This is a genomic window from Serratia sp. SSNIH1 (assembly GCF_002935055.1).
Taxonomy (GTDB): domain Bacteria; phylum Pseudomonadota; class Gammaproteobacteria; order Enterobacterales; family Enterobacteriaceae; genus Serratia; species Serratia nevei.
Map to the genome: position 1 here is coordinate 4,858,896 of NZ_CP026383.1, position 19,841 is coordinate 4,878,736.

Consider the following 19,841-nt stretch of genomic DNA (forward strand, 5'->3'; position numbering starts at 1 on the left):
AATTTTCACCGGGGCCGACGCCCCGGTAGCGATTACTGGCCGAACATATCCTTGATCCAGCCGGCGACGCCATCGCCATCTTTTTGCTCACCCGCCGCCGGTTGCTGCTGTTGCTGCACCGCCGCCTGGCTGGCCTGGCACAATCCCTGCGGATTGTCGGTCCAGACCGGGATGGTGCGCCAGCTGCCGCCGCCGCAGATAAAGTTACCGGCAGAGTCGATGCTCATCTGGTTAATGCCTTCCGGCGGCTGCAGCATCAGCGGCAGCGGCGTCTGGTTTTCCAGATAACGGCGATACAGGGTCAACGCGCCATTGGCGCCGGTCAGTTTGGCCGGGCCGTTGTTGTCGCGCCCCACCCAGGCGATCGCCACTTCCTTGCCGTCGATACCGGCGAACCAGCTGTCGCGCAGATCGTTGGTGGTACCGGTTTTCGCCGCCAGGTTGTAGTTCGGGAACTTCACCGACAGCGAGCGAGAAGTCCCGCGTGCCACGCCCTGCTGCATCGCGTACAGCGTCAGATAAGCGGCCTGCGCCGGCACCATGCGTTCCGCCTGCGGGAAGCTCTGGTACAGCACCGTGCCGTCTTCGGCGATCACCGACCGCACCGCCGACAGCGGCGCACGGTTACCGCCGCTGGCGATGGTCTGGTACTCCTGCGCGACTTCCATCGGCGTCAGGCCGATCGCCCCCAACAGCATCGATGGCACCGGGTTGATCTCCGCTTTCGGGATACCCAGGCGTTGCAGCGTAGCGCTGATCTGATCCAGCCCGACCGACAGGCCGAGGTTCACCGTCGGCACGTTCAGCGAGTTGGCCAACGCATCCACCAGCATCACCTGACCGCGGAATTTACGGTCATAGTTGTTCGGCTGCCAGACGGCGCCGTTAGGCTGTTTCAGCGACAGCGGCGCATCCGCCAGCCAGGTGTTGAGGCGGTATTTATCCGGTTCGGACAGCGCGGTCAGGTACGTCGGCGGCTTGGCCAGCGAGCCGACCAGACGGCGCGCCTGCATGGCGCGGTTGAAGCCGGCGAACTGCGGGTTGGCGCCGCCGACCATGGCGCGCACTTCACCGCTGAAGCGATCGACGATCACCATCGCCGCTTCCAGATCCTGCAGGTGACGCGCGGCGCGCAGCGCCGGGATGCCGTCTTCGACCGCTTTTTCCGCCGCGTCTTGCGACACCGGATCCAGCGTGGTGAAGATCTTCACGCCAGACAGGTCATTGACCTTCTCGCCCAGCTTGGTCTGCAGTTCCTGACGCACCATCTGCATAAACGCCGGCTGTGGCGTAATGACGCCGCCTTTCGGCTGCACGCCCAGCGGACGCGCGCTCAGCATGTCATACAGCTCGCCGTCGATCACACCCTGGTTCTGCAGCAGTTTGAGCACCAGGTTGCGGCGCTCCAGCGCCAGTTTCGGGTTACGCCACGGGTTGTACAGCGACGCGCCCTTGACCATGCCGACCAGCAGCGCCTGCTGATCGAGGCTCAGCTCATCCACCGGACGGCCGAAGTAGTACAGGCTGGCCAGCGGGAAACCGCGGATCTGGTCGCTGCCGCTCTGGCCGAGGTACACCTCGTTCAGATACAGCTCCAGAATGCGGTCCTTGCTGTAACGGTAATCCACCAGCAGCGCCATATAGGCTTCGTTAGCCTTACGCCACAGCGAACGTTCGTTGCTCAGGAACAGGTTCTTCACCAGCTGCTGCGTCAGCGTACTGCCGCCCTGCACCGCACGCCCGGCGGTCAGGTTGGCCAGCACCGCACGGCCGATGGAGTACGGGCTGATGCCGTCATGCTCATAGAAGTGGCGGTCTTCCGTGGCGATCAGCGTATCCACCAACAAATCCGGGAAACCGGAGCGCGGCACGAACAGACGCTGTTCACCGTTCGGCGACTGCAGCATGGTGATAAGACGCGGATCGAGGCGGAAGAAGCCGAAGCTGCGGCCGCTGTCCAGGTTTTCGATCTTCGCCAGGCGGTTGTTCTGGAAGTCGAGACGGGCGCGGATCTGCCCTTCTTTCCCATCCGGGAAATCGAACGGGCGGCGCAGCATCTCGATGCTGTTGGCCTGCACGGTAAACTCGCCCGGACGCGTCATGCGGCTGACCTGGCGATACTGCATGCCTTCCAGCAGGTTGACCATCTCCTTCTTGCTGTACGGCATGCCCGGCTCCAGGTTGACCATGCGGCCGTACACCGCCGCCGGCAGCTGCCAGACTTTGCCGTCGATGCGGCTTCGGATCTGCGAGTCCAGATAGACGCCATAGATCGCCAACAGGACGGCGATCACCAGGATCAGTTTGATAAACAGGCCAAGCCAACGGCGTTTTTTACGCGGCGGAGTCGCTTTTACCTTACGCGGCATGCGTTCCTCCTCCTCTTCATACTCATCATCGTCATACTCGTCTTCTTCGTAATCGTCATAATCGTCGTCTCGGCGACGGCGCGGCGGCTTGCGCGACGCGGTGCTTTTTGGTTGTTTTCCTTTGCGCCCGATGGGCTCGCGGTCATCCCCAGCCATGGCTGTTGTTCTCCGAGCTTGCCGACACTGCCGGCCATGATTAGTCGCTTAATCTGTGCCTACGCCGCAGCGCTGACCAGAAGAAACATCTGAATTCCAAACCTTAAATGATCGCGACCTACTGATATTTCTTCGTTCGGCGCGTCGGTACCGCCGTGGCCGGATCGTCCGGCCAAACGTGTTTCGGGTAGCGGCCCTTCATCTCTTTTTGCACCTCGCGATAGGCGCCTTGCCAGAAGGCCGCCAGATCGCCGGTGATTTGCAACGGCCGGTGCGCCGGTGAGAGTAACTCAAGCACCACCGGGATGCGACCCTCCGCCAACATCGGGCTGCGCTGCTCGCCGAACACCTCCTGCAAACGCACCGCCAGCGCCGGCGGTTTGCCGGCCTCATAACGGATCGGCAGGCGGCTGCCGGTCGGCACAGTGTAATGAGTGGGTAGCGCATTATCCAGCCGCTGCTTTTGCTGCCAGTCCAGCAGACGGGACAGCGCCTCGGCGATGTTGACCTGCTTCAAACCGCGCAGATCGCGCACGCCGTTCAGCGACGGCAACAGCCACTGCTCCAGCGCCGCCAGCAGCGGTTCTTCGTCCATCGCCGGCCATACCGCCTCCGGCAGCCAGGCTTGCGCGCACTGCAGGCGCACCCGCAATTGTTCGGCGGCGCCCTCCCAGTTGAGCACCGCCAGCCCCTGTGCGCGCACCCAATCGAGCAGCGCCTGCTGCAGCTCTTCATCCGCCGGTTTGGCCAGCGGCTGGGCGCGCAGCGTCAGACGGCCGATCTGCTGACGCTTCCAGGCGCGCAGCGTGCCCTTCTCGTCATCCCACTCCACCGCCGTGCGCTGCGTGACGATCGCCGGCAGCTGCGCCGCCAGCGCGTCGATATCCACCGGCAACGCCAACAGGATACGCGCATCGGGGCTGTTGTGGCCCTGCAACAAACTGGGGACGATGAGCCAAGGCGCGCGCGACAGCGCCTCGTCCTGGTTCATCGCCGCCCCCAGGCCGTTGGCCAGCAGGTAGCGGCCGTCCTGGCCTCGCCGCTGGGCGATACGATCGGTAAATGCCTGCGCCAACAGGCGCGGCGCCAGATCGACGTCGATTTGCCCCGCACGTTGCGGCAGGCGTTTGGTCAACTGCGCGGCACGCTGCCGCCAGTTCGGTTGCGGGCGGCTCAGCCAGTAGCCGATATCCATCTGCCCGCCGCGCGGCGGTTCTTCCAGCAATGCCGCCAGCAACGCCGCCGTCGCCAGGCCGTCGGCACTCAGCGCCGCGCCGGCGACCAGCATCGCCGCCAGCCGCGGCTCGCACCCCAGCGCGGCCATCTGGCGCCCCGGGGCGGTAAGTTTGCCGCCGTCATCCGTGGCCCCCAACCGGTGCAGCAACGCCCTGGCCGCCGCCAATGCCGCCGCCGGAGGCGCATCCAGCCAGATCAGCTGCGCCGGATCATGGCATCCCCACTGCAGCAGTTCGAGCCAGAAGCCGGTGAGATCGCTCTGTAAAATGTCCGGTTCGGCGTGTTCCGCCGCGCGCTCCGCCTGTTCTTTGGCGAACAGATGCCAGCAAATGCCCGGCTCCAGGCGCCCGGCGCGCCCGGCGCGCTGCACCATCGACGCCTGACTGATGCGCTGCGTCGCCAGCCGCGTCAAACCATTGCGCACGTCGTAGCGCGCCACACGCTCCAGGCCGCTGTCCACCACCAGCCGAATGCCCTCGATCGTCAGGCTGGTTTCGGCGATGTTGGTCGCCAGCACCACCTTGCGGCGGCCAGACGCCGCCGGTTGAATCGCTTTTTGCTGCTGGGCCAGAGGCAGCGCCCCATACAGTGGGCAAAGATCGGTATCGCTCGCCACCTCGCCGGTCAATCGCTCCAGCACCCGATTGATCTCCGCCACGCCCGGCAGGAACAGCAGCAAAGATCCCGGCTGCTCGGCCAGCAACCGCTTCACCGCCGCCGCTACGCCATCTTCCAGCCGCTGATGGCTGGCCAACGGCTGATACAGACGCTCAACCGGGAAGCTGCGCCCCTCGGACACCACTACCGGCGCTTCCGGCAGCACTTGCGACAGGCGAGCGTTGTCCAGGGTGGCAGACATGATCAGCAGTTTCAGATCGTCGCGCAGCCCTTGCTGCACGTCGAGCAGCAGCGCCAGCGCCAGATCGGCCTGCAGGCTGCGTTCGTGGAACTCATCGAGGATCACCAGCGACACACCCTGCAGTTCGGCGTCCTGCTGCAGCATGCGGGTGAGAATGCCTTCCGTCACCACTTCCAGCCGGGTTTGCGGCCCGCTTTTACTTTCGGCGCGCATGCGGTAGCCCACGGTCTGGCCGGGTTCCTCCCCCAGTTGCTGCGCCAGGCGATAGGCGACGTTTTTCGCCGCCAGCCGCCGCGGCTCCAGCATGATAATGCGCCCCGGCAACCCGGCCTTAGCCAGGATCTGCAGCGGCAGCCAGGTGGATTTACCGGCGCCGGTCGGGGCGTGCAACAGCACCTGAGGAGCGGACTGCAACGCAGCCAACAACTCATCAAGCACCGCGCTGACGGGCAATGAAGACACTGAACTCTCCGTGGTGATTAACGTTAAACGGCGTACAGTGTAGCATTAGCTTTGTCCCCGTAGCCTTTCAAACTGCGGCGGCGTTAGCTATAGTACGGAGCTCGTCCATGCGTCCCGCTTCGCGCGGGACCGTTGCAAGCCGCATTCATCTCTGTCCCGACGGATTTGTCATTATTTACCGAGCCCCCATGTCCAATTCGCGCCGCCTGTTTTTCGCTCTGTCCTTGCCTGATGCCCTGCAACAGCAGGTGATCCGCTGGCGCGCCGAGGCGTTTGCGCCGGAGGCCGGCCGACCGGTGGTGGCGGCTAATTTGCACCTGACGCTGGCGTTTCTCGGCGAGGTCACCGCGCAGAAAGAGCTGGCGCTGCGCAAACTGGCCGGCCGCATCGTGCAACCCGGCTTCAGCATGCGGCTCGACGATCTCGGCCATTGGCCGCGCCCCGGCGTGGTCTGGCTCGGCACCCGCCGCGCGCCGCGCGGGCTGCTGCAGCTGGCCGAGCTGCTGCGTTCGCAGGCCGCCCGCAACGGCTGCCATCAAAGCGCGCTGCCGTTCCATCCGCACATCACGCTGTTGCGCGCCGCCACCCAGCCGGTGGCGATCCCGCCGGCGACGCCGGGCTGGGCGTTCAGCGCCGACGCCTTTTCCTTATATGAGTCGGTGTTCGAAAACGGCCGCACCCGCTATCAACACCTCGAGCAGTGGCCGCTGGCCAAGCAGGCATCCGCATGATTTTCTCTCCACCGCTGCGTTCCGCCACGCTGATCAAACGTTACAAACGCTTTCTGGCGGACGTGATCACCCCGGAAGGGGAAACCTTTACGCTGCACTGCGCCAATACCGGCGCCATGACCGGCTGCGCCACGCCCGGCGACACCGTTTGGTACTCCACCTCGGATAATCCCAAGCGCAAATACGCCCACAGCTGGGAGTTGACCCATACCCGACAGGGGCACTGGATCTGCGTCAACACCCTGCGCGCCAACACGCTGGTGCGCGAGGCAATTGAACACAATTTAATCAATGAATTATCCGGTTACAGTAAAATCAGCGGCGAAGTGAAATACGGCGGTGAAAACAGCCGTATCGATTTGTTATTACAGGCAGAAAATCGGGTTAACTGCTATATTGAAGTTAAGTCAGTCACATTACTGCAACAACAACGTGGTTACTTTCCTGATGCGGTAACGCTCAGAGGGCAAAAGCACCTGCGTGAGTTGCTCAGCGTGGTTGAAAGCGGGCAACGGGCGGTGTTGTTCTTTGCCGTGTTACACAGCGGTATTGAGCAGGTCGCACCGGCACATCATATAGATGAGCGCTATGCGGCGCTGTTGGCACAGGTCCGGCAGTTGGGAGTGGAAGTGGTTTGTTACGGGGCAAAGTTATCACCTGACGGTATTTATCTCTGCGATAAGCTGCCGTTTTTTATCGATTAGCGCAGTCGGGTCCCTATAAATAGACAACCGGCCAGCACGATCGCCAAATACGCCCTCCTTCACACGATTGTCAAGCGGGCGACAGGAATAATTGCCAACCTACCTTCCTTCTGTTATTTATAGCGGCCTGTTTTTCCCCCGCATTGGGGATTCGATAGTGCGTGTGTATGTAGGAGAAGCAACATGCAAGAAGGGCAAAACCGTAAAACCTCGTCCTTGAGCATTCTCGCCATCGCTGGGGTGGAGCCGTACCAAGAGAAGCCGGGCGAAGAGTACATGAACGACGCCCAGTTGTCGCATTTCAAGCGCATTCTTGAAGCGTGGCGCAACCAGCTCAGGGACGAAGTGGACCGTACTGTATCGCATATGCAAGAAGAGGCAGCCAACTTCCCTGATCCGGCCGACCGTGCTACCCAGGAAGAAGAGTTCAGCCTTGAACTGCGTAACCGTGACCGTGAACGCAAACTGATCAAAAAGATCGAGAAAACGCTGAAGAAAGTGGAAGACGATGATTTCGGCTACTGCGAATCTTGCGGCGTGGAGATCGGCATTCGTCGCCTCGAAGCGCGTCCGACCGCCGATCTGTGCATCGACTGCAAGACGCTGGCTGAGATCCGCGAAAAGCAGATGGCCGGCTAATACCGTTGTTACCGCTGCGGCGTGCGCACCTGCGTGCGCCGCACAGAGAAAAGGGAACCTCTCCCCTCTGATATGCAAGAAAGTCATTATGTGGGGCGCTTTGCCCCATCGCCTTCCGGGGATCTGCATTTCGGTTCGCTGATTGCCGCTCTGGGAAGCTACCTTCAGGCTCGCGCCCAACGCGGGCAGTGGCTGGTTCGCATCGAAGATATCGACCCGCCGCGCGAAGTCCCCGGCGCCGCCGCTCGCATCCTGTCCGCGCTGGAACATTATGGTCTCCACTGGGACGGCCAGGTCATCTATCAATCCCAACGTCACGACGCCTATCGCGCCGCGCTGGATCTGTTGCAGCGCCAGGGGCTCAGCTATTACTGCACCTGCACCCGCAGCCGCATCCAGCAGATCGGCGGATTGTACGACGGCCACTGCCGCGATTTGCAGCTCGGCCCGCAGGGCGCCGCCATCCGCTTGCGCCAGACCGCGCCCGTTTACGGGTTCCACGATCGCCTGCAGGGAGAATTGCACGCCGATCCGGCGCTGGCGGGGGAAGACTTTATCATTCGCCGCCGCGACGGGCTGTTCGCCTACAACCTGGCGGTGGTGATCGACGACCATTTTCAGGGCGTGACCGAGATTGTGCGCGGCGCCGATCTGATCGAACCGACGGTGCGCCAAATTGCCCTCTATCGCCAGCTGCAGGCGCCGGTGCCCGCCTATGTGCATCTGCCGCTGGCGCTGGGCGCCAACGGCATCAAGCTGTCGAAGCAAAACCATGCGCCGGCGTTGCCCGCCGGCGATCCGCGCCCGGTGCTGATCGCCGCGCTGAAATTTCTGCGTCAACCGCTGCCGGAAAGCTGGCAAGATCTTGACCTGCCATTATTATTGAGCTGGGCGGTCGCACATTGGCGGTTGGAAAACGTGCCGCGTCAGGAGGCTATCCCTCTGGATGAAAACACGCCGGCATTCTCAAAGGAGCCATGGTGAGCTATGATTAGCCGCTATTTTTTGTTAGCTCCATTTTTATCAGTCACTATCGAGGTGTACCATTTTTACCCGAGTAGCCAACTTCTGTCGTAAGGTACTGACCCGCGATGACAAGCTGCCCCGCGACGACGCGGCGGCCGGCGATAAAAACGTAGTCCGCGAAGAGCGTGCCGCGGCGCCAAGCCGCCCTGCGCCGCAGCCCCGCGCCGCCGATAACGGCAGCAACGCCCCTACCCGCCGCTCAACGCCGCGCAAGCGTCCGCCTTTTCCTATCGCCGAGAGCAACGACTCGATGACCGTGATCCCGCGCGAACAGCACTCGATCTCCCGCAAAGACATCAGCGAAAATGCGCTGAAAGTGCTTTACCGCCTGAACAAGTCAGGCTACGAAGCCTATCTGGTCGGCGGCGGCGTGCGCGATCTGTTGCTCGGCAAAAAGCCGAAAGACTTCGACATCACCACCAACGCCACGCCGGAGCAAGTGCGCAAGCTGTTCCGCAACTGCCGCCTGGTCGGCCGCCGCTTCCGCTTGGCGCACGTGATGTTCGGGCCGGAGATCATCGAAGTGGCCACTTTCCGCGGCCACCACGAACAGAATCAGGAATCCGACAAAAACTCGTCCCAGCAGGCGCAAAACGGCATGCTGCTGCGCGACAACATCTTCGGCTCGATCGAGGAAGACGCCCAGCGCCGTGATTTCACCATCAACAGCCTGTACTACGGCGTGGCGGATTTCACCCTGCGCGATTACGTCGGCGGCCTGAACGACCTGAAACAGGGCGTGATTCGCCTGATTGGCGATCCGGAAACCCGCTACCGCGAAGATCCGGTGCGCATGCTGCGCGCGGTGCGCTTCGCCGCCAAGCTGGATATGCGCATCAGCGAAGAGACCGCCGAGCCGATCCCGCGCCTGGCCTCGCTGCTGCATGAGATCCCGCCGGCGCGCCTGTTCGAAGAATCCCTCAAGCTGCTGCAGGCGGGTTACGGTTTCCAGACCTACCTGAAGCTGTGCGAATACCAGCTGTTCCAACCGCTGTTCCCGCTGATCGCCCGCAACTTCACGCCGAACCACGATACGCCGATGGAGCGCATTCTGGTGCAGGTGCTGAAGAACACCGATCACCGTCTGCAGAACGACATGCGCGTCAACCCGGCCTTCCTGTTTGCCGCCATGCTGTGGTACCCGCTGCTGGAGCATGCGCAGAAGCTGGCGCAGGAAAGCGGCCTGGCCTACTACGACGCCTTCGCGCTGGCGATGAACGACGTACTCGACGAGCAGTGCCGTTCGCTGGCCATCCCGAAACGCATCACCACGCTGGTGCGCGATATCTGGCAGCTGCAGCTGCGCCTGTCCCGCCGCCAGGGCAAACGCGCGCACAAGCTGATGGAGCACCCGAAATTCCGCGCCGCCTATGATCTGCTGGCGCTGCGTGCGGAAGTGGAAGACAATCAGGAGATGCTGCGTTTGGCCGAGTGGTGGGGCGAATTCCAGGACGCCACGCCGGCGCGGCAGAAAGCCATGCTGAGCACCCTGGGGGACGATCCGGCGCCGCGCCGCGCGCGTCAACGCCGCCCTCGCCGCCGGGCACCGCGTAAAGAAGGGGCATAATGATCCGCGTTTATATCGCGCTGGGCAGCAACCTGGCGCAGCCACTGCAACAGGTTAAAGCCGCACTGGAGGCGCTGGAGCATCTCCCGCGCACCCGGCTGGTCACCTGTTCTTCGTTTTACCGCACCAAGCCGCTGGGGCCGCAAAACCAGCCGGACTTTCTCAACGCGGTGGTGGCGCTGGATACCCTGTTGCCGCCCGAACAGCTGCTCGACCATACCCAGGCGATAGAACGCAATCAGGGGCGTGTGCGCAAGGATGAACGCTGGGGGCCGCGCACGCTCGATCTGGACATCATGCTGTACGGCGACAAGGTGATCCATACCGAGCGCCTGACGGTGCCGCATTACGGCCTGAAAGAGCGCGAATTCATGCTCTACCCGCTGGCGGAAATCGCCCCCGACCTGATTTTCCCCGATGGCGAGCCGCTCGCCAGCTGCCTCAAGCGCGTGCCGGAAAACGGCATGGCGCTGTGGCACCAGCCAAAACCCAAGTCCTGACCCTCCTACAGCGCCAACCGCGCAACAAACCCGCCCGCCGGGCGATTGGCGAAACTGACCTGTAGACCATGCAAGCCGGCGATACGCTGTACGATCGAGAGCCCCAGCCCGCTGCCGGTTTGCTCCTGTCCCGGCGGGCGATAGAAGCGTTCTCCGAGCCGCGCCAGATGTTCCGTGGTGACCCCCGGACCGTCGTCCTCCACCGTCAGCGAGCGTTCGCTCAGCGTCACGGTGACGACGCCGCCCTGCGGGGTGTAGCGCACCGCGTTATCCAGCAGGTTGCGCAATAGCAGCGACAGCAGCAAGGTTTCCCCCTGACGCGGCGGCGGCGTTCCCCGATGTTCATAGCGTAGCGTCACGCCCGCCGCATGGGCCTGCCGATCCTGCTCCGCCAGGGTCATCGTCACCAGATCGTTCCAGTCGATCGGCGCCAGTTCGGCCAGATCGGACAGCGAATCCAGCCGCGACAGCGTCAGCAGCTGATCCACCAGTCGGGTCGCGCGATCGATGCCGAGCGTCAGATTGTCCAGCGCGTGCTCGCGCATCGGCGCATCGTCCCCCGCCAGTTGCACCACTTCGGTCTGCACCCGCAGCGCCGCCAGCGGGCTGCGCAACTCGTGCGCGGCATCGGAGGTGAAGCGCCGCTCCCGCACCAGCAGAGCGTTGATGCGGGCGAACAGCGCATTGAGCGCATCCACCAGCGGGCGCACCTCGGTCGGCACCTGGCGCGCGTCCAGCGGCGTCGCGTCATCGGGTGCGCGCCGGCGCAAACCGGCCGCCACAGTGCGCAGCGGCCGCAGCTCGCGCCCGACCATCAGCGCGATCAGCAGCATCAGCACCGGCAGCGTCGCCAGCCAGGGCACCAGTTGGCCGGTCACCATGCCCAGCGCCATATCGCGCCGGTAATCCCACTCCTGGCCGACCACGATGCGGTAGCGCCCGTCCGGGCTGGTCAACCATACCAGGCGCCAACTGTCGTCATCGCCTTTGCGCTCGCCGTCGGTAAAACCTTCACGCTCCCCGTCAAACAGGAAGTCGGCACCGTTCTCGCCGTCGTTGAGCAGCATCTTGCCTTGGCGATCGAAGATGGCGAACGCCAGCGCGTCGTCGTCCTGCTCGCCGCGCTTGCCGTGATGCACCAGCTTCTTGGTTTTCGGCAGGCTGCGCGCACTTTCATCGGCCAGCAGATCGCCGAGGTTGGCGGTCGCCAGCCGTTTGGCGAACAGCATCTGTTGGGTGTCGAACACTTCGTTGATGGTGTTGCGCGACATCACCCAGGCCACCACGCTGGCGGTGCTCCAGGTCAGCAGCGCCAGCAGGCTGAAGATCAGGATCAGGCGCAGCCGCAGGCTGAGACGCTTCACGGCGCATCCCCCAGCGTGTAACCCACGCCGTGGATGGTACGGATGAAGCCGTTGCCCAGCTTGCGCCGCAGGTGGTGAATATGTACCTCCACCGCGTTGCTGCTCACCTCGTCATCCCAGTTGTACAGCTTCTCCTGAATCAACGGCCGCGCCAGCACCCGCCCCTTGTTGTGCAGAAACAGTTCCAGCACCGCCAATTCGCGCGGCGTCAGCGTCACCGGCTCGCCGTTGCAGCTCACGCTGCGGGTGGCGCTGTCGAACACCACGTTGCCGTGCGTCAGCTGCGGCATCAGTTGGCCGTGGCGACGGCGGATCAGCGCCTGCAGGCGCGCCGCCACTTCGGCCAGCGCGAACGGCTTGCACAGATAATCGTCGGCGCCGCTTTGCAGCCCGCTGACTCGCTGCTCCAGCGCGTCGCGGGCGGTGAGGATCAGGACCGGCACGTCTTGCCCGGCCTGGCGCCACTGGCGCAGCAGATCCAGACCGTCGAGGCCCGGCAGGCTGAGATCGAGGATCACCGCGTCGTACGGCGCACTGTCCAGCGCATTTTTGCCGACGACGCCGTCGGTGAACCAGTCCAGATTGAAGCCGAGTTTGGTCAGCCCGGCCTTGATGCCGTCCCCGATCAGTTTGTCATCTTCGATCAGCAAGATTCGCATGAGTATCCCTTTTGAGTCTTGGCGCCATTGCACCACAAGGTTCTTAAGAACCGCTTAAGCATGGCGATCCGCGCTACCCACCCCGATCGGGTTACAGTAGAATGGCTGCACTTTTTTGCAGCCTGGGCCTGCGTAAGCCGCACGGCCCGTTTCAGGAGACGTTGTGATGAAACCCACCACCGTGACCCACTTGCGCCAGTGGAAACAGGAGCAGCGCAAGTTTGCTACCCTTACCGCCTACGATGCCAGCTTTGCCAAACTGTTTGAAGAGCAAGGCATCAAAGTCCTGTTGGTGGGCGATTCGCTGGGCATGACGCTGCAGGGCCACGACTCCACGCTGCCGGTCACCGTCGCCGACGTGGCCTACCACACTCGCGCCGTGCGCCGCGGCGCGCCGGCCTGCCTGCTGTTGGCCGATCTGCCGTTCATGAGTTACGCCACCCCGGAACAGACCTTCGCCAACGCCGCCGAGCTGATGCGCGCCGGCGCCAACATGGTGAAACTGGAAGGCGGCAGCTGGCTGTGCGACACGGTGAAAATGCTCGCCGAGCGCGCAGTGCCGGTGTGCGGCCACCTGGGCCTGACGCCGCAGTCGGTCAACGTGTTCGGCGGCTATAAGGTACAAGGACGTGACGAACTGGCCGCCAAACAGCTGTTGCAGGACGCGCAGAATCTGGAACTGGCCGGCATTCAGCTGCTGGTGCTGGAATGCGTGCCGACCGAGCTGGCGCGCCAGATCACCGAAGCGTTGTCCATTCCGGTCATCGGCATCGGCGCCGGCAACGGCACCGACGGCCAGATCCTGGTGATGCACGACGCCTTCGGCATCACCGGCGGCCATACGCCGAAGTTCGCCAAGAACTTCCTGGCGCAGAGCGGCGATATCCGCACGGCAGTGCAGCACTACATTCAGGAAGTGGAGCAAGGCCTCTACCCGGCGGCTGAACACTCTTTTAACTAAGCGATGGTTCCAGGAGTCACCCAATGATTATTATCGAAACCCTGCCGATGCTGCGTCAACAGATCCGCCGCTGGCGCCAGGAAGGCAAACGCATCGCGCTGGTGCCGACCATGGGCAACCTGCACGACGGCCATATGACGCTGGTCGATGAAGCGCGCGCCCGCGCCGACGTGGTGGTGGTGAGCATCTTCGTCAACCCGATGCAGTTCGATCGGCCGGACGATCTGGCGCGCTACCCGCGCACGCTGCAGGAAGACAGCGAGAAGCTGACCCGCCGCAGCGTCGACCTGGTGTTCGCGCCGGCTCCGGCCGCGGTCTATCCGCAGGGGCTGGAGCAGCAGACTTACGTCGACGTGCCGGGCATCTCCAGCATCCTGGAAGGCGCAAGCCGGCCGGGCCACTTCCGCGGCGTTTCCACCATCGTCAGCAAGCTGTTCAACCTGGTGCAGCCTGATTTAGCCTGCTTCGGCGAAAAGGATTACCAACAGCTGGCGCTGATCCGCAAAATGGTGGCGGACATGGGTTACGACATCGACATCGTCGGCGTGCCGACCGTGCGCGCCAAAGACGGCCTGGCCCTCAGCTCGCGCAACGGCTACCTGACCGCCGAAGAGCGCAAGGTCGCTCCGCAGCTGAGCAAGATCATGAACGCGCTGGCGCAGCAGTTGGCCAATGGCGAACGCCATGTCGAAGAGCTTCTGGAGCAGACCGCCGAGCAGCTGCGCGCCGCCGGCTTTACGCCGGATGAGCTGTTTATTCGCGACGCCGACAGCCTGCAGCCGCTGACGGTGGACAGCCAGCGGGCGGTGGTGCTGATGGCCGCCTGGCTGGGCAAGGCACGTCTTATCGACAATCAGCAGGTCGACCTGACGCTGTAAGCCATTTTTTATACTGTCGTCACCCTGAAACCCAGACCATTGGTAGACAACGGCGGGGCAATCGGTGACGATAGAGATTGCAGGGATGCAGGAGAGATGTTCAACCCCAGCGCCTGTGAAGGCCGATATTCAGTTAGGTAAAGCTATGATACGTACTATGCTGCAAGGCAAGCTGCATCGCGTCAAAGTCACTCAGGCTGACTTGCACTATGAAGGGTCCTGCGCCATCGACCAGGATTTCCTGGAGGCCGCCGGCATTCTGGAATATGAAGCGATCGATATTTACAACGTGGATAACGGCCAGCGCTTCTCCACCTACGCCATCGCCGCCGAGCGCGGTTCGCGCATCATTTCGGTCAACGGCGCCGCCGCGCGCTGCGCCTGCGTGGGCGACAAGCTGATCATCTGCTCCTATGTGCAAATGACCGACGCCGACGCCCGCCAACACCATCCGAAAGTCGCCTATTTCGAAGGTGACAATAACCTGCAGCGCAAGGCGAAAGCCGTGCCGGTTCAGGTCGCCTGACGCTAAAACGGGCGCCTTGCGCGCCCGTTCTCCCTTACTGCACCACCACCGTGCCCGGCTTGTTGGCTACTCGATCCGCCATGGTCTGGATCGAGTCGGTGCGCAGAATATACAGCCGCTTCAGCGTATAGGGGTTATCCCCCGGTTTCACCTTGCCCTGCACCGTGGTCACCGCCAGATGGAAACCGGCATCCTGCGCCGCCTGGATCGCCCGCTGGTTATAGCCGCCGAACGGGTAGGACAGATACAGCACGTGCGGGTTGAACTGCGACAGCGCGCGGCGCGAGCGCTCAAAATCGAACTCGATATTGTGCAGCGAACGGCTTAGCAAAATCGGCTGGCGGTTGCCGTCGGTGCGGTGCAGGAAGTGGGTGTGCGACTGCACGTCGAACACGTCCTGAATCTGCTTCAGCTCCGAGACGCTCATAAACTGCAGCGAGTCCGGGTTCCATTTCTGCGGGTGGCGCTTGATGCGCGAAGAGATGATGAACGCCGTCGCGCGGAAACCGTAATCCTTCAGCACCGGATAAGCGTAGCGATAAACCGACTTCAGCCCGTCGTCGAAGGTCAGCACGATCGCCTTGCCCGGCAGGTTGATCTGGTTCTTCAGGTAGGCTTCCAGCTGGTACAGCGAAATGGTGTCGTAACCCGCCTGTTTCAGGTAGGTCATCTGGTTGCTGAACGCCACGTCAGAGGTGGTAGTCGAGGTGTGGCGGAAGCGTTTGTTCTCTTCGTTTTTCAGCAGGTGGTGGTAAGTCAGCACCGGGATGCCGTTATCGATCTCGCAGTCCAACTCACTGACGAACCCCAGCCGATCGCCGATGTTGACCTCGTACCAGGTGTTGTTCAACCGGTCCTTCAGTTTGCCGATGATCGGGTAGCGCAGGTTGCCTTCCAGCGTGCCGAAGACCTCGCTGTCCTTGTCCGCCGCGGTGTAAACGTCGATCGTTTTTTGGGTGATCAGGTTCTGGTTGGTCAGCGGTTTGTTCAGCTCGCCCAGATCGTCTTGCACCTTGCGCGACTTCTTCAGCTCACGCACGTCGTCTTTATCGATAAAGCCGGTACCGTGCCCGAATTTGAATTCGTAGTATTCCGCATCCGCCGGGAACACCTGGATCAGCTGCCCGCGCTTCACTTCCCCGACCGGGATCACATGCTCGCCTACCAACGCATAGACTTCGCTGTCGCGCTGCGCTTCCATGTATTCAGATTTAACCGCGCTGTCTTCCGACAGCAGATTCGCCAGGCTCACAGGGGAAACCAACGACATCAGAATGCCGAGTAACCCAGCCGCTAACTTGTATTGAGGCCGCATGATGATGTTCTGCTTACGAGTGCGTAATGACAAAAGTGAAGGAAATGTGGAGCGCCAGCATAGCACGATTTGAACAGCGGGGAACTAGCGGTTATCTGAGCAATTCTATTGATTTACGTGCCGCCTGCGCCAAATCAAGAAAAGTGCCCCCGCCGGGAAAGCGGGGGCGCGATACGATCAGCTGCGCAGGCCGCGGCCGCGCTCGATCAGGTACCAGGACAGCAGGTAGAACACCGCGATAAACGCCACCAGCACCGCCATGGTGAACGCCAGCGGCACATCGTTGATGCCGAGGAAACCGTAGCGGAACCCGCTGATCATATAGACGATGGGATTCAGCTTGGACACCGCCTGCCAGAATGGCGGCAGCAGCGACAGCGAGTAAAACACCCCGCCCAGGTAGGTCAGCGGCGTCAGGACGAAGGTCGGGATCAGGCTGATGTCGTCGAAGGTGGTGGCGAACACCGCGTTGATCAGCCCCGCCAGCGAGAACAGGATCGCCGTCAACAACAGCGTCAGCGCAATCACCCACCAGGCGTGTACCTGCAGCGGTACGAAGAACAGCGAGATGATGGTCACCAGCACGCCGACGCAGATGCCGCGCGCCACGCCGCCGCCGACATAGCCGGCGATCACCACATGGGTCGGCACCGGCGCCACCAGCAGTTCTTCAATGTTGCGCTGGAACTTGGCGCTGAAGAACGACGAAGCGACGTTGGCGTAAGAGTTGGTGATCACCGCCATCATGATCAGGCCGGGCACGATGAACTGCATGTAGCTGAAGCCGTGCATATCGCCGATGCGCGAGCCGATCAGATTACCGAAGATGATGAAGTACAGCGTCATGGTGATCACCGGCGGCACCAGGGTCTGGATCCAGATGCGCGCGAAGCGGTTCACCTCTTTGGCCCAGATGCTCTGTAAGGCCACCCAATACAAACGCGTCATGCTTTTTCTCCATTGCCGTTAACCAGGGTGACAAACAGCTCTTCCAGGCGGTTCGCCTTATTGCGCATGCTCAGCACCTGCACGCCCTGCGCGCTCAGCTGGGCGAATAAGCCGTTCAGCCCCTGCTCGCGCATCACCTCCACTTCCAGCGTGGAGGTATCCGTCAGGCGGCTGCGGTAACCGTCCAGCTTCGGCAGCGGGCTCTTCGCCGCCAGATCGAGGATAAAGGTTTCCGACTTCAGCTTGGCCAGCAGCCCCTTCATCGAGGTGTTTTCCACCAGCTCCCCGTTCTGGATGATACCGATGTTGCGGCACAGCATCTCCGCCTCTTCCAGATAGTGGGTGGTAAGGATAATGGTGGTACCCTGGGCATTCAGCTCTTTCAGGAAGCCCCACATCGAACGGCGCAGCTCGATATCCACCCCGGCGGTCGGCTCATCGAGGATCAGCAGCTTCGGCTGATGCATCAACGCGCGGGCGATCATCAGGCGGCGCTTCATGCCGCCGGACAGCATGCGGGCGCGCTCGTTGCGCTTGCCCCACAGATCCAGCTGGTTGAGGTATTTTTCGGCGCGCGCCATCGCTTCACGCCGCGTGACGCCGTAGTAACCCGCCTGGTTCACCACGATCTGCAACACGGTCTCGAACGGGTTGAAGTTGAACTCCTGCGGCACCAGGCCGAGCTGGCGCTTGGCGTTGACGATGTCTTTATCGATGTCGTAACCGAACACCCGCACGCTGCCGGCGGTTTTGTTCACCAGCGAGCTGATGATGCCGATGGTGGTGGATTTACCGGCGCCGTTTGGCCCCAAAAGGGCATAAAAGTCCCCCGCCTCGACGCTCAGGTCGATGCCGCGCAGCGCCTTGACGCCACCGGCGTAAGTCTTGGTCAGCTGCGCTAATTCCAGTGCATAATTCATATGTAAAATAGTACCTTATGACGATGAGTATGCCGCCGCGCCCCTGTCTGCGAGGCTTGAAACAATAACGATAATCCTAGCATCGGCGACGTTTCCACTGAGTCGAATCCGTGCGGAAAATGAGGTTGCACCACTGTTCCGATTTCCAAATTGTGACGCTTACCCTATATTACCCCAACGCAATCTGTTCGTTACGAGTCAATAACCTCCATGAAAGAAATCGAAGAGCTTATCGCCAACAACCATGCCTGGTCGGCCAATATCAGTCAGGAAGACCCGGAATTTTTTGAACGTTTAGCCCAGGCGCAAAAGCCCCGTTTCTTATGGATTGGTTGCTCTGACAGCCGCGTTCCCGCCGAACGCCTGACCGGCCTCGAGCCGGGTGAACTGTTCGTCCATCGCAACGTGGCGAACCTCGTTATCCATACCGATCTTAACTGCCTGTCGGTGGTGCAGTATGCGGTAGATGTGCTGGAAGTCGAACACATCATCATCTGCGGCCACCTGGGCTGCGGCGGCGTGCAGGCGGCGGTGGAAAACCCGGAGCTGGGGTTGATCGACAACTGGCTGCTGCACATTCGCGACCTGTGGTACAAGCACAGCTCGCTGCTGGGCGAACTGCCGCCGGAGCAGCGTTTCGACATGCTGTGCAAGATCAACGTCATTGAGCAGGTGTACAACCTGGGCCACTCCACCATCATGCAGTCCGCCTGGAAGCGCGGCCAGAAGGTGATGATCCACGGTTGGGTCTACGGCATTCAGGACGGCCGCCTGCGCGATATGGAAGTGCTGGCGACCAGCCGCGAGAGCCTGGAGATGGGCTACCGCAAAGCGATAGCCAAACTGAAGCAGGATAAGGGCGTATAATCCCGCCGCGGGCGCGGCTGGCCGCGCCCCACATCAATTACTCGTCCAGCAGCACCACTTTACCGACGTACGGCAGGTGACGGTAGCGCTGAGCGTAGTCGATGCCATACCCCACCACGAACTCATCCGGGATCGAGAAGCCGACATATTCGACCGGCACCTGTACTTCACGGCGCTCAGGCTTGTCCAGCAAGGTGCAAATCGCCAGCGATTTCGGCCCGCGCAGCGCCAAAATCTCGCGCACTTTGTTCAGCGTGTTGCCGGAATCGATGATGTCTTCCACGATCAGCACGTCTTTGCCGCGAATGTCTTCGTCCAGATCCTTGAGGATCTTTACGTCGCGGGTGGTGGACATGCCGCTGCCGTAGCTGGAGGCCGTCATAAAGTCGACTTCGTGCGGCACGTCGATCGCGCGGCAGAGATCGGCCATGAACATGAAGGAGCCGCGCAGCAGCCCGACCAGCACCATGTCGCTGCCGCTGTCGCGGTAATGTTCGGTGATCTGGCGGCCAAGTTCGGCGATACGGGTCTTAACTTCCTGCTCGGAAATCATTACGTCTACAGTGTGTTTCATAGTATTCAGGTCAGTTGCCGGAAGAAAGGCGCAGAGTTTAACATAGGCCGTTACGACTTGCCTCTCTCCCGGACAGGGGAGTTTTCTTTATTAAGGGTATTCCTGACGAGCGTGCAGGACACTCACTATTTCAATATGTGCAGCCAGCACGCGGTAAACCACAATGTAATTAGGATGAACAACCATTTCACGAGTCCCGTTCACCCTGCCTGGCCTGAATAGATAAGGATGTTCCGCTAACGGGATAACCGACTCTTCAATGCGTTGCAACAAAGCCTCAGCGGCAAGTGGATTTCGCTCAGCGATAAAAGCCAGCGGCGTATATAACCCGTTTTTGCTTCGTCAGTCCATTTGACGGTTAACATAAGGGTCAGGCCGATTTTCTTTTGGCTTTCGCCTGCTCGATAATGAGACGAGCGCCGGCCATGACTTCGTCATGGGGAATACGGGGGGAGTCGCTATTGATGGAAGATTCCGCGGTGCTTCTGAACCAACGATCGTAGCTATCAGCCTGCTCTTGAGTCTCAAACTCAGAAACGATGGGATCCAATTTTGTCGGCATGACGCACTCCTCGGCAGC

Annotated in this window: 20 protein-coding genes; 10 read left to right on the forward strand and 10 right to left on the reverse strand. The window is 61.7% G+C overall.

Annotated elements, in window-relative coordinates:
• Positions 1 to 32: 32 nt before the first annotated feature.
• Both mrcB and hrpB read right to left on the reverse strand, forming a co-directional pair.
• Positions 33 to 2,525 (reverse strand): bifunctional glycosyl transferase/transpeptidase, encoded by a 2,493-nt coding sequence (gene mrcB / locus C3F38_RS23390; protein ID WP_055311951.1) that lies wholly within the window; start codon positions 2,523 to 2,525, stop codon positions 33 to 35.
• Positions 2,526 to 2,643: 118 nt separating this feature from the next.
• On the reverse strand, positions 2,644 to 5,082 hold the full coding sequence (gene hrpB / locus C3F38_RS23395) for an ATP-dependent helicase HrpB (protein ID WP_170310533.1): 2,439 nt from the start codon (positions 5,080 to 5,082) through the stop codon (positions 2,644 to 2,646).
• Between the two features lie 188 nt (positions 5,083 to 5,270).
• Between hrpB and thpR the strand changes: the two genes are divergently transcribed.
• From thpR to folK, 6 genes are all read left to right on the forward strand, one after another.
• A complete protein-coding gene (gene thpR / locus C3F38_RS23400) occupies positions 5,271 to 5,813 on the forward strand; it encodes an RNA 2',3'-cyclic phosphodiesterase (protein ID WP_038872406.1) in 543 nt (180 codons plus the stop codon).
• The gene (gene sfsA, locus C3F38_RS23405) at positions 5,810 to 6,517 is read left to right on the forward strand and encodes a DNA/RNA nuclease SfsA (protein ID WP_038872409.1); all 708 of its coding nucleotides are present in this window, start codon (positions 5,810 to 5,812) and stop codon (positions 6,515 to 6,517) included. The genes thpR and sfsA overlap by 4 nt, the downstream gene beginning before the upstream one ends.
• Before the next feature lie 183 nt (positions 6,518 to 6,700).
• Positions 6,701 to 7,156: an RNA polymerase-binding protein DksA gene (gene dksA, locus C3F38_RS23415; protein ID WP_004937569.1), complete on the forward strand. Its 456-nt coding sequence runs from the start codon at positions 6,701 to 6,703 to the stop codon at positions 7,154 to 7,156.
• Between the two features lie 72 nt (positions 7,157 to 7,228).
• A complete protein-coding gene (gluQRS, locus tag C3F38_RS23420; protein ID WP_047729869.1) occupies positions 7,229 to 8,140 on the forward strand; it encodes a tRNA glutamyl-Q(34) synthetase GluQRS in 912 nt (303 codons plus the stop codon).
• A 61-nt stretch (positions 8,141 to 8,201) separates the two neighbouring features.
• On the forward strand, positions 8,202 to 9,749 hold the full coding sequence (pcnB, locus tag C3F38_RS23425) for a polynucleotide adenylyltransferase PcnB (RefSeq protein WP_071934090.1): 1,548 nt from the start codon (positions 8,202 to 8,204) through the stop codon (positions 9,747 to 9,749).
• Positions 9,749 to 10,249: a 2-amino-4-hydroxy-6-hydroxymethyldihydropteridine diphosphokinase gene (gene folK, locus C3F38_RS23430; protein WP_019456064.1), complete on the forward strand. Its 501-nt coding sequence runs from the start codon at positions 9,749 to 9,751 to the stop codon at positions 10,247 to 10,249. Before pcnB ends, folK begins: the two co-directional genes overlap by 1 nt.
• 5 nt (positions 10,250 to 10,254) lie before the next feature.
• Here folK and qseC read toward each other — a convergent pair whose 3' ends face one another.
• Both qseC and qseB read right to left on the reverse strand, forming a co-directional pair.
• Positions 10,255 to 11,613 carry a quorum sensing histidine kinase QseC gene (gene qseC, locus C3F38_RS23435; protein WP_038872422.1) on the reverse strand — a complete coding sequence of 453 codons (1,359 nt, stop codon included), beginning with the start codon at positions 11,611 to 11,613 and terminating at the stop codon, positions 10,255 to 10,257.
• Complete coding sequence (gene qseB, locus C3F38_RS23440; protein ID WP_038872425.1) at positions 11,610 to 12,272, reverse strand: quorum sensing response regulator transcription factor QseB; 663 nt, start codon at positions 12,270 to 12,272, stop codon at positions 11,610 to 11,612. Before qseB ends, qseC begins: the two co-directional genes overlap by 4 nt.
• 166 nt (positions 12,273 to 12,438) lie before the next feature.
• On the opposite strand from qseB, the gene panB reads away from it, so the two are divergent.
• From panB to panD, 3 genes are all read left to right on the forward strand, one after another.
• On the forward strand, positions 12,439 to 13,233 hold the full coding sequence (panB, locus tag C3F38_RS23445) for a 3-methyl-2-oxobutanoate hydroxymethyltransferase (protein WP_004937548.1): 795 nt from the start codon (positions 12,439 to 12,441) through the stop codon (positions 13,231 to 13,233).
• A 23-nt stretch (positions 13,234 to 13,256) separates the two neighbouring features.
• Positions 13,257 to 14,111 carry a pantoate--beta-alanine ligase gene (panC, locus tag C3F38_RS23450; RefSeq protein WP_038872428.1) on the forward strand — a complete coding sequence of 285 codons (855 nt, stop codon included), beginning with the start codon at positions 13,257 to 13,259 and terminating at the stop codon, positions 14,109 to 14,111.
• A 145-nt stretch (positions 14,112 to 14,256) separates the two neighbouring features.
• A complete protein-coding gene (gene panD, locus C3F38_RS23455; RefSeq protein ID WP_004937544.1) occupies positions 14,257 to 14,637 on the forward strand; it encodes an aspartate 1-decarboxylase in 381 nt (126 codons plus the stop codon).
• Between the two features lie 34 nt (positions 14,638 to 14,671).
• Here the strand turns inward: panD and C3F38_RS23460 are convergent, their stop codons facing one another.
• The 3 genes from C3F38_RS23460 to C3F38_RS23470 all read right to left on the reverse strand — a co-directional run bounded on the left by C3F38_RS23460 (position 14,672) and on the right by C3F38_RS23470 (position 17,820).
• Complete coding sequence (locus C3F38_RS23460; protein ID WP_038872431.1) at positions 14,672 to 15,952, reverse strand: polysaccharide deacetylase family protein; 1,281 nt, start codon at positions 15,950 to 15,952, stop codon at positions 14,672 to 14,674.
• A gap of 177 nt (positions 15,953 to 16,129) precedes the next feature.
• Positions 16,130 to 16,900: an ABC transporter permease gene (locus tag C3F38_RS23465; protein WP_004937535.1), complete on the reverse strand. Its 771-nt coding sequence runs from the start codon at positions 16,898 to 16,900 to the stop codon at positions 16,130 to 16,132.
• The gene (locus tag C3F38_RS23470) at positions 16,897 to 17,820 is read right to left on the reverse strand and encodes an ABC transporter ATP-binding protein (protein ID WP_033644695.1); all 924 of its coding nucleotides are present in this window, start codon (positions 17,818 to 17,820) and stop codon (positions 16,897 to 16,899) included. The genes C3F38_RS23465 and C3F38_RS23470 overlap by 4 nt, the downstream gene beginning before the upstream one ends.
• Before the next feature lie 210 nt (positions 17,821 to 18,030).
• Here C3F38_RS23470 and can point away from each other — a divergent pair, with 210 nt between their 5' ends.
• Positions 18,031 to 18,687, forward strand: a complete 657-nt coding sequence (gene can / locus C3F38_RS23475) for a carbonate dehydratase (RefSeq protein WP_038872439.1) — start codon at positions 18,031 to 18,033, stop codon at positions 18,685 to 18,687.
• Between the two features lie 37 nt (positions 18,688 to 18,724).
• Here can and hpt read toward each other — a convergent pair whose 3' ends face one another.
• From hpt to C3F38_RS23490, 3 genes are all read right to left on the reverse strand, one after another.
• Positions 18,725 to 19,261 (reverse strand): hypoxanthine phosphoribosyltransferase, encoded by a 537-nt coding sequence (hpt, locus tag C3F38_RS23480; RefSeq protein ID WP_048234659.1) that lies wholly within the window; start codon positions 19,259 to 19,261, stop codon positions 18,725 to 18,727.
• A gap of 90 nt (positions 19,262 to 19,351) precedes the next feature.
• The gene (locus C3F38_RS23485; RefSeq protein WP_369916753.1) at positions 19,352 to 19,534 is read right to left on the reverse strand and encodes a type II toxin-antitoxin system RelE/ParE family toxin; all 183 of its coding nucleotides are present in this window, start codon (positions 19,532 to 19,534) and stop codon (positions 19,352 to 19,354) included.
• A gap of 97 nt (positions 19,535 to 19,631) precedes the next feature.
• Positions 19,632 to 19,823 (reverse strand): hypothetical protein, encoded by a 192-nt coding sequence (locus C3F38_RS23490; protein ID WP_055316107.1) that lies wholly within the window; start codon positions 19,821 to 19,823, stop codon positions 19,632 to 19,634.
• Positions 19,824 to 19,841 lie beyond the last annotated feature (18 nt).